This window comes from Bradyrhizobium sp. HKCCYLS2038 (genome assembly GCF_051167655.1).
GTDB lineage: Bacteria > Pseudomonadota > Alphaproteobacteria > Rhizobiales > Xanthobacteraceae > Bradyrhizobium.
The window spans coordinates 646177-663143 of record NZ_JBNPTM010000001.1 but is presented as its reverse complement, the minus strand read 5'-3'; the positions used below and the strand labels follow the sequence as shown (position 1 = coordinate 663143).

The following is a 16967-nucleotide window of genomic DNA, read 5'->3' as shown; positions in this document are numbered from 1 at the left end:
TCCGTCTCAGCGGAAATGGCAGGCGACGAGGTGTCCTTCGTCGCTCGCCTTCAGCGGCGGCACTTCCTTGCTGCAGACCTCCTTCGCGATCGGGCATCGGGTGTGGAAATGACAGCCCGACGGCGGATTGATCGGGCTCGGCACCTCGCCCTTCAAGCGAACGCGCTTCCGCTTCACGCTCGGGTCCGGAATCGGCACCGCCGACAGCAGCGCCTCGGTGTAGGGATGCTTTGGCGTCGCATAGAGCTGGCGTGATGGCGCGGTCTCGACGATCCGGCCGAGATACATCACGGCGACGCGGCGGCTGATGTGCTCGACCACCGAGAGGTCGTGCGCGACGAACAGATAGGCGATGCCGAATTTCTGCTGCAGGTCCTCGAGCAGGTTGATGACCTGGGCCTGGATCGAGACGTCGAGCGCCGACACCGGCTCGTCGCAGATGATCAGCTTGGGCTCGACCGCGATCGCCCGCGCAATGCCGATGCGCTGGCGCTGGCCGCCAGAGAATTCGTGCGGATAGCGCGTCATGTGGTCGGCCTGAAGGCCGACGGTCTCCAAGAGATGGACGATGCGCGCCTCGTATTGCTGGCGCGACGTCGCGAGCCCGTGGATCGTCAGCGCCTCGCCGATGATGGCGCCGATGGTCATGCGCGGATTGAGCGACGCGTAAGGATCCTGGAAAATGATCTGGATGTCGCGGCGGAGCGCGCGCAGGTGCTCGCCAGACAGCGAGATCACGTCCTTGCCCTCGAACGTGAGCTCGCCCGAACTCGGCTCGATCAGGCGGAGCACGCAGCGGCCGGTGGTCGACTTTCCGCAGCCGGACTCGCCGACGAGGCCGAAGGTCTCGCTCGGATCGATGTGGAAATTGACGCCGTCGACCGCGCGCACGCTGCCGACCTGGCGCTTCAACAAGCCGCCCCGGATCGGAAACGCCTTGGTCAGGTTGCGGACGCTGAGCAGCGGCGCCGGCGCGGTGGCGGGAGCGGTGGCAGCTTCGGTCATCACAGCAACGTCTCTTCGGCGCGGATGCACGCCACCTTGTGGCCGGGTTCGATCTCGCGCAGCTCAGGCTGCGCGGCCTTGCAGGCGGGAATGGCGAAGCGGCAGCGCGAGGCGAAGCGGCAGCCTTCGGGCGGGTTGATCAGCTTCGGCACGCTGCCCGGAATGCTCTCCAGCCGGCTCTTCTTGACCGCGGCGAGATCGATGCGCGGGATCGAGCGGATCAGCCCTTGGGTGTAGGGATGACGCGGATTGGCGAACAGGCGGTCGACCGGCGCTTCCTCAGCGACGCGGCCGGCATACATCACGACGACGCGCTGGGCGACCTCGGCCACGACGCCCATGGCGTGGGTGATCAGCATGATCGACATGCCGAGCCGCTCCTTCATGTCGAGCAGCAGGTCGAGGATCTGTGCCTGGATCGTGACGTCGAGCGCGGTGGTCGGCTCGTCGGCGATCAGGAGCTTCGGATTGCACGACAGCGCCATCGCGATCATCACGCGCTGGCGCATACCGCCGGAGAAGTGATGCGGATAATCGTGCACGCGGCGCTGCGGATTGGGAATCTGCACCAGCGCCAGCATGTCAGCGGCGCGATCCATCGCAGCCTTTTTGGAGAGACCCTGATGCAGCCGGATCACCTCGGCGATCTGGTCGCCGACGGTGTACACCGGGTTGAGCGAGGTCATCGGCTCCTGGAACACGATCGCGATCTCGCTGGCGCGGATCTTGTTCATCTCGGACGAGCCGAGCGGCACCAGGTCGCGCCCCTGCCACAGGATCTGGCCGCCAGCGATGCGGCCGGGCGGCATCGCGATCAGCTTCAGCACCGACATTGCGGTGACGGTCTTGCCCGAGCCGGACTCGCCGACCACGCACAGCGTTTCACCACGATTGATCGTGATGTCGACGCCGTCGACGGCCTGGACCTGGCCGTCGTCGCTGTTGAAATAGGTCTTCAGCCCCTTGATCTCGAGGAGCGGCGATACACGCGCGTCCATCACATCACCTTCCGCGGATCGAGCGCATCGCGCAGGCCATCGCCGATGAAGTTGATCGCGATGACGGTGAGGAAGATCGCGCCCCCGGCGAACAGCGCCCAATGCGGCGCGATGTCGAGATAGTCCTTGGCGTCGAACAACAAGCGCCCCCAGGTCGGGATATCAGGCGGAAAGCCGAGGCCGAGGAACGACAACGTCGACTCCGCGATGATTGCAGCCGCAACGTCGATGGTGCCGGCAACGATCACCGGGCCCAGCGCGTTGGGGAGGATATGGCGGACGACGAGACGGAGGTTGGAGGCGCCGAGCGCACGCGCGGCCTCGACGAACTCCTTTTCGCGCAGCGACAGGAACTGCGCTCGCACCAGCCGCGCCACCGGCATCCAGCGGAAGCCGCCGATGACCAGCACGATCAGCACGAAGGTGCCGCCCTCCGGGCCGACGATGCCCTTCAGGAGATCGCGGAACAGATAGATCACCAGCAGCAGCAGCGGCAGTTGCGGCAGCGACAGGAACAGATCGGTCAGCCACATCAGCGCGGCATCGACCGGCCCCTTGGAGTTGCCGGCTACGGATCCGATCACGACGCCGACGAACAGGCCGACGGCCATCGCCGCGAAGCCGACCGCGAGCGAGATGCGCCCGCCATAGATCATGCGCGACAGCAGATCCTGGCCGAGATCGTCGGTGCCGAACGGATGCTCCCACGACGGGGCCGCGAGCCGCGCCGTGAAGTCGATCTCGTTGATCGGCACCCGCCAGATCCAGGGACCGACGATGATGGCGAACGCGAGCAGCGCCAGCACGACGATGCTGACGGCGGCGAGGCGGTGGCGCAGGAAGCGCCTGACGGCGTCGCGTCCGGGCGAGAAGCGGCGCTTCTTCGCAGCCGGTGCGGCGGCCGTCTCAACGGAAGGAGATGCGTGGGTCAAGCCAGCCATACAAAATGTCTGCGATCAGGTTGAACAGGACGACGAGGCAGGCGAACACGAAGGTCACCGCCATGATGACGGGCGTATCGTTGGCGAGGATCGCGCTGATGAGGAGCGAGCCGATGCCGGGAATGCGGAAGATCTGCTCGGTGACGATGGCGCCGCCGAACACGGTGGGCATCTGCAGCGCCACCAAGGTCACCACCGGGATCAGCGCGTTGCGCACCACGTGCTTGACGATCACCTTGCTCTCGTCGAGCCCCTTGGATCGCGCCGTCGTGACGTAGTCAAGCTTGATGACGTCGAGCACGGCCGAACGCACGTAGCGCGTATAGGACGCGGCCTGGTAGAGGCCGAGCACGGTGACCGGCATCACTGCCTGCTTGAAGTTCTCCCACCACCACATCCAACCGGTCGCGGGAATGTCGGCGCGGTAGACGAACGGCAGCCAGCCGAGATTGACGCTGAAGATCAGGATCAGCAGCAGGCCGGTGAAGAAGGTCGGCAGTGAGAAGCCGATGAAGGCGAAGGTGTTGGCGACCTGGTCGAAGATCGAATAAGGCCGGCGCGCCGCCAGCACGCCGACCGGGATCGCGACGATCAGCGCCAGCAGCTGCGCGGTGCCGACCACGTAGAGCGTGGCCGGAATGCGCTGCAGGATCAGCGTGTCGACGTTGACGCGGCTGGCAAAGGAGAAGCCCCAGTCGCCATGCAGCATGGCGACCAGCCAGCGGAAGTAGCGCACCATGATCGGATCATCCATGCCGAACTTGATGCGCAGCGCCTCGCGGACCTCCGGCGGAATGTTCGGGTTGCTCGCGAGCTCGCCGAACGGATCGCCCGGCGCGAGCGCAAGCAGCACGAACAGAATGAGGCTGATGCCGAGCAGGCTCGGCACGGCCACGATGAGGCGCCTGAGAAGGTAGTTTCCCATCGCTCCACCCCTACGATGTCTGGCTGGTCATGCTGGCTGCGATCAGGTCTCGCGATACCAGTTGGCGATCTGCCAGAGGTCATTGTCCCAGCCGCTCTTGTTCGCGACCATGCCGTTCTTCAGGCCGATGCAGTTGCGGCGGTTGATCTCGGGCAGGATGTAGTTGTCCTGCACGACGAGGTCGTTGAGCTTGACGAACAATGCCGCGCGCTTGACCGGGTCGAGCTCGCTCGAGGCCTGCTTGTAGGTCTCGTCGTAGTCCTTGTTCTGCCAGCGCGAGATGTTGCGGCCCTGCCACTTGTTCTCCTTGCTCGCGATCTCCCACGAGGTGAACTGGTTCATGAAGAACTGCGGATCGGCCTGCGGCATGGTGGTCTGGTACATTTCCATGTCGCAATAGAAGTGCGGATAGGTGTCGGGGTTGGCCGGATCGGACGAGAAGAACACCGACGCCACCACCGACTTCAGCTCGACCTCGATGCCGGCCTTCTGGAACGCCTGCTTGATGATCGCCTGGTTCTTCTGGCGCGGCGCATTGATCGAGGTCTGGAACACCAGCTTGATCGGCTTGCCGTCCTTCTCGCGGACGCCGGACGAATTCTTCTTCCAGCCGGCCTCCTCGAGGATCTGGTTGGCCTTCTCGATCGAGAACTCGAACTTGTTGTTCGGCGAGCGGAAGCGCTCGGGGTTGTTGAGGAAGTTCGCGGTAGCGACACCGGCGCGGCCATAGATGAACTTCTGCACCGAGGCGCGGTCGATCAGGAGGTTGATGGCCTTGCGCACGGCCGGATCGGTGAAGAACGGATGCTTGGTCTTGACGCTCGCGCGCTCGCCGTCGACCTCGGTCCAGGGATCGGTGACGTTGAGCGCGATGTACTCGATGTGGCCGGTGACCGTGAGCTGCGCCCTGCCCTGCCCGCCCGCTTCCAGCTTGGTCAGGATCTCGTCCTCGACCTGCAGATTGTAGGCGTAGTCGTATTCGCCGGTCTGCAGCACCGCACGCGCCGCCGACACGGCGTCACCGCCGCCCTTGACCTCGACCGTGTCGAAATAGGGCCGGTTCGCCTGATGATAGTCAGGATTACGCTTGGCGGAGATGGAGTCGCCCGGCTTGAAATCGACGTAGACATAGGGGCCGGTGCCGACCGGCTTCAGATTGGCCGGCGCCTCGCGCGACTTGCCGCCGATGTAATCCGCGAACAGATGCTTCGGAATGATCAGGCCGTAGGCCGCAACGAAGGGATCGGCCCAGAACGGCGTCGGCAGCTTGAAATTGAGCTTGACCGTGTGGTCGTCGATCTTGTCGATCGACTTGATGCCGCGATAGCTGCCGACCGAGACCGCAGCGGTATCCGGGTTGACCGAATATTCCCAGTTGAAGATCACGTCATCGGCGGTGAACGGCTTGCCGTCGTGCCACTTCACGCCCTGCTTCAGCTTCCAGGTGACCGACAGGCCGTCGGCAGCGAGCATGCCGTTTTCCTTGCTCGGAATCTCCGCGGCCAGGATCGGCACCAGATTGCCGTCGGCGTCCCAGCCGGCGAGCGGCTCGTAGAACAGGCGGCTGGCCTCCTGATCCTTGGTGCCGTTGGCGAAGTGCGGATTGAGCAGGGTCGGTGCCTGCCAGAACAACAGCTTGAGCGGACCACCGCCGCCGGCCTTGGTCGGCTTGTACTCAATCGGCTGAGCCGCATGGACGACGCCCGAATGGGCGAGCATCGCACCGGCCATCGGCGCGCTCAGCCCGACGGCAATCATCCGCTGCACAAAATCGCGCCGTGACAGGCGCCCTGCTTTGACATCAGCGATCTGGCTACGGAGGTCACGCTCGTTCATTCATCGACTCCAGGGTGGTGCTGAATGCCAAAAAAAGCGCCCCGCCAAGTTTCGTCGCGGGGCTGCACAAAATTGGATCAGCCTTCGAAGCGACTGTCAAAGCAGAATCCGGGCCAGTTCCGTAATAAGGAAGGGAACGATTGTCGCACTTCGCAGTGCAAAAGGGATTGCAGCACGATGTCCCGGAAAGTGGAACACACCATGGTATGAGGGTGCGCAGCTTCAGCGGCGGGGCGACGATCGGCCGTAAATATCAGCTCTCGCGATACCAGCTCGGCAGCTGCCAGAGGTCGTTGTCCCAGCCCGAGGAGTGGGTCTGCAGGCCCTTGCGGATGCCGGAGACGCGGGGACGGTTGAGTTCGGGAAGGACGTGGCGCTCGGCGCAGACGAGATCGTTGAGCCGGATGTAGAGCGCTGCGCGCTTGACCGGGTCGAGCTCGCGGGTCAGCGCGTTGTAAAGATCGTCATAGTCCTTGTTCTGCCAGCGCGCGATGTTGCGACCCTGCCATTTGTTGGCCTTGCTGGCCACCTCCCACGACACGTACTGGCTCATGAAGGATTGCGGCTCCGGCGACGACATCGTCATCAGGTACATTTCCATGTCGCAGTAGAAATGCGCGGCAGTGTCGGGATTGGCGGTGTCGCTGGAGAAGAACACCGAAGCGACGACGGATTTCAGCTCGACCTCGATGCCGGCCTTCTGGAACGCCTGTTTGATGATCGCCTGGTTCTTCTGCCGCGGTCCGTTGGTCGAGGTCTGGAACAGGAGCTTCAGCGGCTTGCCGTCCTTCTCGCGCAGGCCGCTCGCGCCCTTCTTCCAGCCGGCGTTCTCCAGAATCTGATTGGCCTTCTCGATATTGAACTCGAAGCGCATGTTCGGCGAACGATAGCGCGCGGGATTGTTGATGCAGTTGGCCGTTGCGATGCCGCCGCGGCCATAGATGAACTTCTGGATCGAGGCGCGGTCGATCAGCAGGTTGATCGCCTCGCGCACCGCGGGATCGGAGAACAGCGGATGCCGGGTCTTCAGGCTCGCGCGCTCGCCATCCACCTCGACGCTGGGATCGGTGGCGTTGAGCAGGATGAATTCGAGACTGCCGGTCGGCACGATCTCGACCACGCCCTGGCCGCCGCTCTCGAGCTTGGCCAGGATCTCGTCCTCGACCTGCAGATTCCACGCATAGTCGAATTCGCCGGTCTGCAGCACCGCGCGCGCCGCCGACACCGCATCGCCGCCGCCCTTGATCTCCAGCGTGTCGAAATGCGGCCGGTTCGGCACGTGATAGTCGGGATTGAGCCGGGCCGTGACCGTGTCGCCCGGCTTGAAGTCCACGAACAGATAGGCGCCGGTGCCGACCGGCTTGAGATTGTTCGGCGCCTCTCGCGACTTCGCGCCGATGTAGTCGCCGAACAGGTGCTTCGGGATGATCGTGCCGCGGCCGCCGACGAACGGCGTGAACCACAGCGGCGTCGGCCGGGCGAAGACGAGACGGACGGCATGGTCGTCGATCCGCTCGATCGCCTTGATGTCCTTGTAGTCGCCGATGGTGACAGCCGAGGTCTCGGGATGCGTGGCATACTGCCAGTTGAAGATGACGTCATCAGCCGTGAAAGGCTCGCCGTCGTGCCATTTCACGCCCGGCTTGAGCTTCCAGATCACGGAGGTGCCATCGGCCGCGAGCGTGCCGTTGGCGACGCTCGGGATTTCGGTGGCGAGGATGGGCACGAGATTGCCTTCGGCGTCCCACCCGGCCAGCGGCTCGTAGAAGGCGCGCGCGGCTTCCTGGTCCTTGATGCCGATCGCAAAATGCGGATTGAGCAGGGTCGGCGCCTGCCAGAACAGGATCTTCAATGGCCCGCCGCCGCCGGCCTTGGTTGGCTTGTAGGGAAACGCCTGCGTCGCAGCCATGGCGACGCCGGAATGCGCCAGCATCATGCCGGCCAGCGGTGCCGTGAGCCCGATCGCAAGCATCTGCTGCACGAAGTCGCGGCGCGAAAGCCGCCCGTTCTTGACCGCGGCAACCGCGCGACGCAGTTCGTGCTCGTTCATGTCAGTGCCCCTCCAGATCGGCAGCAATTGAAGCGGGTGTCGGGCGCGTCTTCAAGGCTCGGCGCCACCGGTGTCTTCACGCCGAACGCACGATCCGGGCCAAGTGCGCGGCAGCGGCTCAGCGCGGCGGCTTCAGCTTGCGGAAGCGAACACCCTTGCCGTCGGGAAGGCGGGTGGCGACATAGCCGGCCGCCAGGCAGGCCTCGCGCTGCGGCATCTTCTCCTGCGGACTGCGCAGGCTGTCCCACCACGACGCCCGCTGCGCGGCGCGCGGCAGGCTGTCGCCGATCATCTCCTCGATCTCCTCGAGGCTGAGCACCAGCTCGGGGCGGGTCTGCCGCTTGAGATAGGCGCTCAGGGCATCATAGTCGGGCAAATCTCAACTCCATCTGACACGATCCGACGTGGCAGCCTCAGCGAGTCGAAGCCCGCTTCCGCAACCACTCGTTAACCTAACACAGGTTACTTCGGCGTATCCGTTGCTTTACGGACGGGACTTCACGGGGACGGGGCAAGCCGATGCGCTGGAAACGCCGAACGGGCCGGGCGACGCAGCCTTGGCGGCTGTCGGCGCGCACGCTGATTACCTGCTCGATCTCGACCATCATCGGCTTCTCCGCCATCTGCGCCAGCGTCATGATCGACCTGCGCCGCGGCGAGGAGGTGCGCGCCCGCCAGGCCCTGGACAACATGGCCGCCGGCATCGGCGCCGACATCAGCCGCAACATCGAGCTCTACGATCTCTCATTGCGCGCGGTCGCCGGCAACATGTTGCTGCCCGAAATCAGCGACGTCAGCAAGCCGGTCCGCCAGCTCATCCTGTTCGACCGCGCCTCGACCGCCAGGAATTTCGGCAACATCCAGGTGTTCGACGCGCGCGGCCGGCTGTCGATCGATTCCGCGACGCTCGATCCGGTCCCGGAGGATCGCAGCGATGCCGAGTTCTTCCAGGTGCATCGCGACCGGCCCGATGCCGGCCTCTATGTCGGCAGGCCCGCCAAGCACCAGGGCCAATATGCAATTGCGCTCAGCCGTCGCATCTCGACCGCCGACGGCCGCTTCGCCGGCGTCGTCGCCGGCTCGATCCGGCTGAGCTATTTCCGCGACCTGTTCGCAAGGCTCTCGCTCGGCGCCGGCGACAGCCTCACCGTCTTCCGCCGGGACGGCACCCTGATCGTCAGCGCACCGTTCGATCCCGATGCGATCGGCCGCAACCTGGCGCGAGCGCCGGCCGTGACGCGCGCGCTCACCGAGCCGTCCGGCTGGTCGAGCAGTTACGGCGCGCTCGACGATCTGCCGCGCCTCTTGGTCTGGCGCAACGGCACTGAGCCGCTGGTGGTGGTCGCCAGCAAATCGTGGGAGAGCGTCTACGCGGTCTGGCGCAACGAGGCCGCGCAGATCGGCGCAATGATGCTGGCGCTCAGCGTGTTCGTGCTGGCCGCGACCCAGGTCGCCGCGCGCGAGATCCAGTTGCGCGCGAAGGTCGAGGCGCGGCTGGAGCGGCTTGCAACGACCGACCCGCTGACCGGACTGAAGAACCGGCGCAAGTTCGATCAGACGATCGAGATCGAGTGGCGGCGGGCGCAGCGGACAGCGGCTCCGATCGGACTGCTGATGATCGATGCCGATCATTTCAAGCGCTACAACGACACCCATGGGCACCAGGCCGGCGACCAGGTGCTGGTCGGCATCGCCGTGTGCATTTCCGACTCGGTGCGGCGGGCCGGCGACTGCGCGGCGCGCTATGGCGGCGAGGAGTTTGCGGTGCTGCTGCCCGGAAGCTCGGAAACCGCAGCGCTCGCGGTTGCCGAGACGATCCGCACCAAGGTCGCGATCTGGGCCGGCGACGCCGGCAACGCCTCGATCAGCATCGGCATCGCCAGTGTGACGCCGTCGCGGGATTCGGATTGGACCGGCCTGCTGAACGCCGCTGACAAGGCGCTGTACATGGCCAAGGCGGCGGGCCGTAACCGCTGCATCGCCGTGGCCGTGCCGAAGCCGGCTGAGGCGGCGGCGCTGGCGGCCTGACGCCGCCAGCCGTCTCGTCTTGAGCGGGCTGCTCAGCCCTTGGTCTCGAGATAGCGCTTCATGTCATCGCGCAGGCCGTCACGCAGATCGGCACGCGCCATGCCGAAGGCGATGTTGGCCTTCAGGAAGCCGGACTTCGAGCCGCAATCGTGCCGCTCGCCGTCGAAATCGACGCCATAAAACTTCTGCGTCTTCGACAGGCCGATCATCGCGTCAGTGAGCTGGATCTCGCCGCCGGCGCCGCGCTCCTGCGTCTCCAGGATCTTGAAGATCTCCGGCTGCAGGATGTAGCGCCCAGTGATCGAGAAGTTCGACGGCGCGGTGCCCTTGGCCGGCTTCTCGACCATGCCGTCGACCTCGAAGATCTTGCCGTCGCGCGGGCCTACGCCGCAGATACCGTATTGATGGGTCTGGTCGGCGGGCACTTCCTGCACGGCGAGCACGTTGCTCTTCTCCGGCAGCTTGTTGGCGGCGGCGATCATCTGCGCCAGGCAGCCCGGCGAATTCAGCACCAGCTCATCCGGCAGCACCACGGCGAACGGCTCGTCGCCGACGATGTCGCGCGCGCACCACACGGCATGGCCGAGACCGAGCGGCGCCTGCTGGCGGGTGAAGCTGACGGCACCGGCCTCCGGCTGGTCACGCGCCAGGATCTCCATCTCGGTCTTCTTGCCGCGCGCCGCGAGCGTCGCGTCGAGCTCATACACGCGGTCGAAATGATCCTCGATCGCAGTCTTGTTACGACCGGTGACGAACACGAAATGCTCGATGCCGGCTTCCTTGGCTTCGTCGAAAACGTATTGGATGAGCGGCTTGTCGACGATCGTCAGCATCTCCTTCGGCATCGCCTTGGTGGCGGGAAGGACGCGGGTGCCGAGACCGGCGACCGGAAATACGGCTTTGCGGATCTTCATGGGCGCTGATTAAACCTTGTGACGAATGAATGCGAAACCGATCGCATGTTGGTAGCTGGTTTGCAGCCGAGAACAAAGGCGGATGTTGGTCGAGTGTTCCGCAGGAGGCAGCGGGACGGCTAAATTTCGCTGCGGAAATGATGAACCTCGTTAATCTCCCGTTAAGCAGGATTGGGCCTCGTGAAGGTCGGTCTTCCTACGATCTGGATTGAGACATGGTGCGACGGAACGAAGTCCTGGCGGCGCTGAAGGCCGGAACGCGGACCGCGGTGGTGGTCACAATGGTGGCAGCGGTGTCCGGTTCCGCATCAGCCCAATCCGGCGGCAATCCGCTGAACCTCCTCGACAGCCTGTTCAACGGCTCCCAGACCAAGGGAAACCCGGGTCAGGCGGCGCCGGTGCAGGCCCCCTCTGGTGGACCGCAGCCATGGAGCGGCGAGGACGGCGCTTCCGGCCATCCGCTGATGACCGCGGCTGCGATCCGCGACGCCGCCGGCAATTTCGACGCCTGCGTCGCCGGCATGTGGCCAGATGCCGCAAGGCGCAACATCACGCAGGACAATTTCCAGCGCTTCACTGCGGGCCTGTCGCCGGACCTGCGCATCATGGACCTGCTCGATGCGCAGCCCGAATTCACCAAGTCGATCTGGGACTATCTCGACATCCTGGTGAACGACAATCGCCTCGCGAAGGGCCGCGAGGTGCTGGCGAAGTACAAGCCGCAGTTCGACGCCACCGAGCGCGCCTATGGCGTCGACCGCTACATCATCGCGGCGATCTGGGGCATCGAGTCCAACTACTCGACCCAGATCGGGGACCGCAGCGTGCTGCAATCGACCGCGACGCTCGCCTGCATCGGCCGCCGCCAAGCCTACTTCAAGGACGAGTTCCTGTCGGCGCTGGAGATCCTCAACCGCGGCGATCTCCGTCCCGAGCAGTTGCGCGGCTCCTGGGCCGGCGCATTCGGCCCCACCCAGTTCATGCCGACCGCCTTCAAGCGATTCGCCGTCGACGCCGACGGCGACGGCCGCCGCGATGTGGTCGACAATCCCGCCGATTTGATCGCCTCGACAGCCAACAACCTGAAGAAGGACGGCTGGCAGACCGGCCAGAGCTGGGGCTATGAGGTCGTGCTGCCCCAGGGCTTCAACTTCATGCTTGCCGACCGCGCCAAGACCATGAGCTTCGCGCAGTGGGGGCAACTCGGGCTGCGACGCGCCGACGGCCAGCCGTTCCCGGCCACGGCCGAGAAGGCCTATCTGCTGGCGCCGGCCGGCGCCCAGGGGCCCGGCTTCCTGATGCTGCAGAATTTCCGCGTGATCATGAAATACAACCCCGCCGAGGCCTATGCGCTGGCGATCGGGCATTTCGCCGACCGGCTTCGCGGCGCGCCGCCGTTCGTGCAGGCTTGGCCGCGCGAGGAACGGACATTGTCCCGGGCCGAGCGGCTCGAGCTGCAGCAGCTGCTGGCGGAGCGCGGATTCTACCGCGGCACCCCGGACGGCCAGTTCGGCGGGCAGACGCGGGAGGCGTTGCGGAACTTCCAGGCCTCGATCGGGGCACCTGCGGACGGTTTTGCCACCTCCGAAGTGCTCGAACGCCTGCGCGCGCGCTGATCGGTTAGCAGTTCACCGCTGAACACGTTTGCGGGAGGCCGCCGCCCCGGCAACCCATGTTGGTGACGAACCGAGGCAACGCACCGAACTTTCGCAAAACCTTCGCGGAAGCTCATGGTTCGCATGTTGCACAGGTTCGTCGGGGCGGTTCGCCGATGGTCCATCCTGCTGGCGGGACTGGTCCTGATCGTCGGCAGCTTGTCGTTGGGAACGCTGTGGGAGCCGCCTGGCGAGCCGCCATCGACGTCCAGCCGATCCGAGTCCCTGCCAGCATCAAAGCCTGAACCTGCCCCGGACCGCATCGCGCCGAAGGCGAGAACAGAGCGACAACCGGTATCTCCACAAACAGGTCAGCCCGCGGCTCAACGAGATTCGGCAACGGCTGAACAGCCCATCGTCCAGGCTGCAGCGCAGGCGACGACCGGCCAGGGTCACCAAACACCGGCAAGCTCCAGTGCCACTCCGACATTGTCCGGCGATCCGGCCGCCGGCCGGCTTGTATTCCGCAAGTGCCAAGCCTGTCATTCCACCGAGGCGGGCAAGAATCTACTCGGTCCTTCGCTCGCCGGCATCATCGGCAGAAAGGCGGGCGCCATACCCAACTACGACTATTCGCAGGCGATGAAAGGCGCAGATCTCGTTTGGACGGCGCAGACGCTCGATCGCTATCTCAAGGATCCGGCCGCCGTCGTGCTCGGCAACAAGATGCCGTTTCCGGGGCTCAAGACCGATCATGACCGCGCCGACGTGATTGCCTACCTGGCTGCTTCGTCCAGCACCGCCGCCGCGACCGCGCGATCGCAAGCGCCGCCCCCTGCCCCGGCGGCAAACACGCCGCGAGCGCCGACGGGCGCCGATATCGGCTACGTCGCCGATGCGAAGTACACGTTGAGATCCGGCATCGCCGAAGGACGGATGGTCTATATCGGCGTGGGCGGCGCCATCGACGGCAAGGTCAATCCCGTGCTGACGGCCATCGAAGGACAAGTGGTTCAGCTCACGCTCATCAACGGCGAAGGCGCCGAGCACGACATCGTATTCCCGGATCAGGACGCGAAATCACCCAGGGTCACGGGCAAGGGCGCCAGCACGACGATCGCATTCCGCGCGGCGAAGTCCGGCGACTTCGGCTATTTCTGCAGCGTGCCGGGGCACAGGCTCGCGGGAATGGAGGGCCAGTTCGTGGTGACGCCGCGGCCCGCGCCGCAGACCGTGGTGGAGGCCGACATCTCACGCGAGCCTGACGACCTACCGCCTCCGATCGGACGGCGCGATCCGCAGACCGTGCGCGTCGATCTTCTCAGCGTCGAGGTGGAAGGACGGCTGGCAGAGGGCACGACCTTCGGCTTCTGGACGTTCAACGGCAAGGTACCCGGACCGCTGCTCCGCGTCCGCGTCGGCGACACGGTCGAGATTCACCTCAAGAATTCGGCCGACAGTGCCATGATCCATTCGGTGGATTTCCACGCCGCCACCGGACCCGGCGGCGGCGCCGCAGCGTTGCAGGTCGATCCGGGCGGTGAGAAATCGATGACCTGGAAGGCGCTGGTGCCCGGCCTGTTCGTCTATCACTGCGCCACGCCGATGGTGGCGGAGCACATCGCGAACGGGATGTACGGCATGATCCTGGTCGAGCCGGAAGGCGGGCTGCCGCCGGTCGATCACGAGTTCTATGTCATGCAGGGCGAAATCTATTCCGACATCCCCTACGGCCAGCATGGCAGCGCCGAGTTCAGCGTGGAGAAGCTGCTTGCCGAACGGCCGGAATATTTCGTCTTCAACGGCGCTGTCGGCGCCTTGAGCAAGTTCCACCCGCTGAACGCGAAGGTCGGAGACACCATTCGAATCTTCTTCGGCGTCGGCGGACCCAACCATGGCTCCTCGTTCCATGTCATCGGCGCGATCTTCGACAAGGTTGATCTGCTCGGCGGCCTGACCACGCCGCCGCTCAGGGGCATTCAGACCGTGGCGGTTCCGCCGGGCGGGGCCGCCATTGCCGAGTTTAAGGTCGAGGTGCCCGGGACCTACAGCCTGGTCGACCATGCGCTCGCCCGCGCCGAGCGCGGGCTGCTCGGCATCCTGCATGTCGAAGGACAGGACAATCCCGCGATCTACAACGGCAAGCTGATGCCGGAGGCGGGGCATTGAGGCAGCCGCCCCAAGGAGCCACCAAAGGGTAATAAGGTAGGGCAACTGCCATGACCCGTCTTGCCCCCCGGGCATCGACCGGAACCGGCGCGCCTTAACGATCGCGGAGAGTTTGGGGCTCTCCCCGCAGATTGCCCGTTTGCGGCCGGATTTGGCTGCGACTATATGGGTACAGACGATTTCGCCGCGCGGCGGTGCGGACGGGTGCGCATGTCAAAGCTGAAATCCTTCCTCAAGCTGTTGAACGAGCCCGGCCCGATGGTCGTGCTGGCGGTCGTGATCGCCATGCTCGTCGGCATCGCCGGCCCTGCCTCGGCGCAGTTCTTCAATTTCAACCCGTTTTCCTCGCCGCGGCCGGTGCCGCGCGGCGGTGGTGGCGGCTGGTTCGGCAACGACTTCTTCACGCCATTCCAGCCGCAGCAGCCGAAGAAGGTGACCCAGGATTATTCCAAGGCGCCGCCGCCCGAGAAGCGCGACAATGCTCCGGAGCGCTACGTGCTGGTGCTCGGCGACGGCATGGCCGACTGGCTCGCCTACGGCCTCGAGGACGCCTATGCCGAGCAGCCCGACATGGGCGTGACCCGCAGGATCAAGACCAATTCGGGCCTCATCAAGTACCAGCCTAAGGGTGAGCCGGCCGACTGGGCTGCCGCCGCCAAGGGCATCCTGGCCGGCGAGCGCGCCGACGCCGTCGTAATCATGCTCGGCCTCAACGACCGCCTCTCGATCCGCGAGCCAGCGGTGGATAAGGCCGTCAAGCCTGACGACAAGAAGGGCGACAAGACCAAGACGGACGCCAAGGCCAAGCCCGGCGATGCCAAGCCCGCTGATGGCAAGTCCGCCGACGGCAAGCCGGGCGAGACCAAGGCCGGCGATGCCAAACCGGATGGCAAGCCCGACGGCAAGACGGATGCGAAAGCCGACACCGCCGCCAAGCCGGCCGACAGCGAACTGCCGCAGGACGAGGCCGACAACGACACGCCCGCGGTCGCCGCGCCGGAAAAGACCGCCCGGTCGCCCAATGGACTGTATGAGTTCCGCGACGAGCGCTGGGTCGAGCTCTACACCAAGAAGATCGAGGAGATGATCGCGGCGGCCAAGAGCAAGGGCGTCCCCGTGCTCTGGGTCGGCCTGCCCGCGATCCGTGGCCCAAAGGGCACCGCCGACGCGCTGTTCCTGGATTCGCTCTATCGCGACGCCGCCGGCAAGGCCGGCATCACCTATGTCGATGTCTGGGATGGCTTCGTCGATGAAGCCGGCCGCTTCCTGCAGAAGGGCCCGGACTTCGAAGGTCAGATCCGCCAGCTGCGCTCCTATGACGGCGTGTATTTCACCAAACCCGGCGCGCGCAAGCTCGCCCACTATGCCGAGCGCGAGATCAACCGCCTGCTTGCGGCGCGCTCGTCGCCGCTCGAGCTGCCGGTCGAGCCGGCGACGCCCGACGCCAACGCCGTGCCGGGCCAGCCAGCGCCGCGCCCGGTGGCCGGACCGATCCTGCCGCTCGTCGCGTCCTCCGTCGGCACCGATCAGCTGCTCGGCGGACCGGGCTCGCGCCCTGCCGCCGTCGATGCGCTGGCCGCGCGGACCTTGGTCAAAGGCGAGGCCTTGAGCCCGCCCGCCGGCCGCGCCGACGACTACATCTGGCCGCGCCGGGAGATCGGCCGCGAGCAGGCCAAGGAGCCGCCGAAGGAGCTCGCGAAGCCCGACACACCCGTTGCCGCAACGTCACCGACCGAGGCTGCACCGGCTGTCCCGAGCCAGCTCCCGGCTCAGCAGAGGCCAAGGCGGCTGACCACGCCGGGCGCGCCGGCTCAGACGCCGCCCCCGCAGGCCCAGCAGCCGGCTCAGGCCGGCCAGGGCGTCCGCGACTTCTTCGGCTTTGGGGCGCCGCAGCAGCCGCAGGTGCAGCCGCCCAGGCCGCCTGCGGCCCGCAATCCCAATGCGCCGCCGCGCCCGCCTGCCGCGGTCGGCCGCTCCGCCGCCGTGCTCGACGCGCCCCCGCGCTGATCGCACGAGCGGCCGCCTATGCGGCTCCGCGTTTGAGACATAGCAAATCAGCCCGCATTCGATCTCGAATGCGGGCTGATTGCTTCATGAGCTTTGTTGAGTCGTGGGTGGCTTAGTAGCGCCAGCGCTGCGGTTGCGGGCGGCTCGACGGACGCATCAGCATCGCCAGCATGAAGCCGATTCCGCCGGCGACCAGCAGCGCGCCCATCGGATTGTCCTGAACCCGCTTGGTCAGCGCCTGGGTGCCGTCACGCAGCGAGTCGGTGCTGCTGCCGAACGTGTCCTTGGCGTAGTCCATCGCCGCATCGCCGGCCTCGCGCGCGGCGTCCTTGGCCTGGCCGTACAGATTCTGCACGACGCCCGAGGCTTCGCGCGCGCGACCCGAGGCCTGGGTGCTCTTGTCTCCAGTCATCTCGCCGATGCCGCCTTCGACCTTGCCTGCGACATCCTTCGCCGTTCCGGTCAACCGATCCGTATCCATTGCCGCCTCTCCTTGTCT

The 16967-nt window shown here is 65.7% G+C and carries 13 protein-coding genes; 4 read left to right on the top strand and 9 right to left on the bottom strand.

What is annotated here, in order from left to right; all coding sequences use genetic code 11:
- Positions 1–6 precede the first annotated feature (6 nt).
- The 7 genes from ACQR1I_RS02980 to ACQR1I_RS02950 form a co-directional block, all read right to left on the bottom strand.
- Complete coding sequence (locus ACQR1I_RS02980; RefSeq protein WP_434865682.1) at positions 7–1005, bottom strand: ABC transporter ATP-binding protein; 999 nt, start codon at positions 1003–1005, stop codon at positions 7–9.
- Positions 1005–2003, bottom strand: coding sequence for an ABC transporter ATP-binding protein (locus ACQR1I_RS02975; protein ID WP_434865681.1), 999 nt, complete (start codon positions 2001–2003; stop codon positions 1005–1007). The genes ACQR1I_RS02980 and ACQR1I_RS02975 overlap by 1 nt, the downstream gene beginning before the upstream one ends.
- Positions 2003–2944, bottom strand: a complete 942-nt coding sequence (locus ACQR1I_RS02970) for an ABC transporter permease (protein WP_434865680.1) — start codon at positions 2942–2944, stop codon at positions 2003–2005. The genes ACQR1I_RS02975 and ACQR1I_RS02970 overlap by 1 nt, the downstream gene beginning before the upstream one ends.
- Positions 2910–3869 (bottom strand): ABC transporter permease, encoded by a 960-nt coding sequence (locus ACQR1I_RS02965; RefSeq protein ID WP_434865679.1) that lies wholly within the window; start codon positions 3867–3869, stop codon positions 2910–2912. Before ACQR1I_RS02965 ends, ACQR1I_RS02970 begins: the two co-directional genes overlap by 35 nt.
- Before the next feature lie 42 nt (positions 3870–3911).
- Positions 3912–5705: a peptide ABC transporter substrate-binding protein gene (locus ACQR1I_RS02960; protein WP_434865678.1), complete on the bottom strand. Its 1794-nt coding sequence runs from the start codon at positions 5703–5705 to the stop codon at positions 3912–3914.
- 253 nt (positions 5706–5958) lie between these two features.
- Positions 5959–7755: a peptide ABC transporter substrate-binding protein gene (locus ACQR1I_RS02955; RefSeq protein WP_434865677.1), complete on the bottom strand. Its 1797-nt coding sequence runs from the start codon at positions 7753–7755 to the stop codon at positions 5959–5961.
- A gap of 118 nt (positions 7756–7873) precedes the next feature.
- On the bottom strand, positions 7874–8131 hold the full coding sequence (locus ACQR1I_RS02950) for a DUF7662 domain-containing protein (RefSeq protein ID WP_434865676.1): 258 nt from the start codon (positions 8129–8131) through the stop codon (positions 7874–7876).
- 143 nt (positions 8132–8274) lie between these two features.
- Here ACQR1I_RS02950 and ACQR1I_RS02945 point away from each other — a divergent pair, with 143 nt between their 5' ends.
- A complete protein-coding gene (locus ACQR1I_RS02945; protein ID WP_434865675.1) occupies positions 8275–9783 on the top strand; it encodes a diguanylate cyclase in 1509 nt (502 codons plus the stop codon).
- A gap of 32 nt (positions 9784–9815) precedes the next feature.
- Here ACQR1I_RS02945 and galU read toward each other — a convergent pair whose 3' ends face one another.
- Positions 9816–10697 carry a UTP--glucose-1-phosphate uridylyltransferase GalU gene (galU, locus tag ACQR1I_RS02940; protein WP_434865674.1) on the bottom strand — a complete coding sequence of 294 codons (882 nt, stop codon included), beginning with the start codon at positions 10695–10697 and terminating at the stop codon, positions 9816–9818.
- 215 nt (positions 10698–10912) lie between these two features.
- Here galU and ACQR1I_RS02935 point away from each other — a divergent pair, with 215 nt between their 5' ends.
- From ACQR1I_RS02935 to ACQR1I_RS02925, 3 genes are all read left to right on the top strand, one after another.
- Positions 10913–12313, top strand: coding sequence for a lytic murein transglycosylase (locus ACQR1I_RS02935; protein ID WP_434865673.1), 1401 nt, complete (start codon positions 10913–10915; stop codon positions 12311–12313).
- Between the two features lie 468 nt (positions 12314–12781).
- Positions 12782–14461 carry a copper-containing nitrite reductase gene (gene nirK / locus ACQR1I_RS02930; protein WP_434865672.1) on the top strand — a complete coding sequence of 560 codons (1680 nt, stop codon included), beginning with the start codon at positions 12782–12784 and terminating at the stop codon, positions 14459–14461.
- Between the two features lie 210 nt (positions 14462–14671).
- On the top strand, positions 14672–16468 hold the full coding sequence (locus ACQR1I_RS02925; RefSeq protein WP_434865671.1) for an SGNH/GDSL hydrolase family protein: 1797 nt from the start codon (positions 14672–14674) through the stop codon (positions 16466–16468).
- Between the two features lie 112 nt (positions 16469–16580).
- Here the strand turns inward: ACQR1I_RS02925 and ACQR1I_RS02920 are convergent, their stop codons facing one another.
- The gene (locus ACQR1I_RS02920) at positions 16581–16949 is read right to left on the bottom strand and encodes a CsbD family protein (RefSeq protein ID WP_434865670.1); all 369 of its coding nucleotides are present in this window, start codon (positions 16947–16949) and stop codon (positions 16581–16583) included.
- Positions 16950–16967 lie beyond the last annotated feature (18 nt).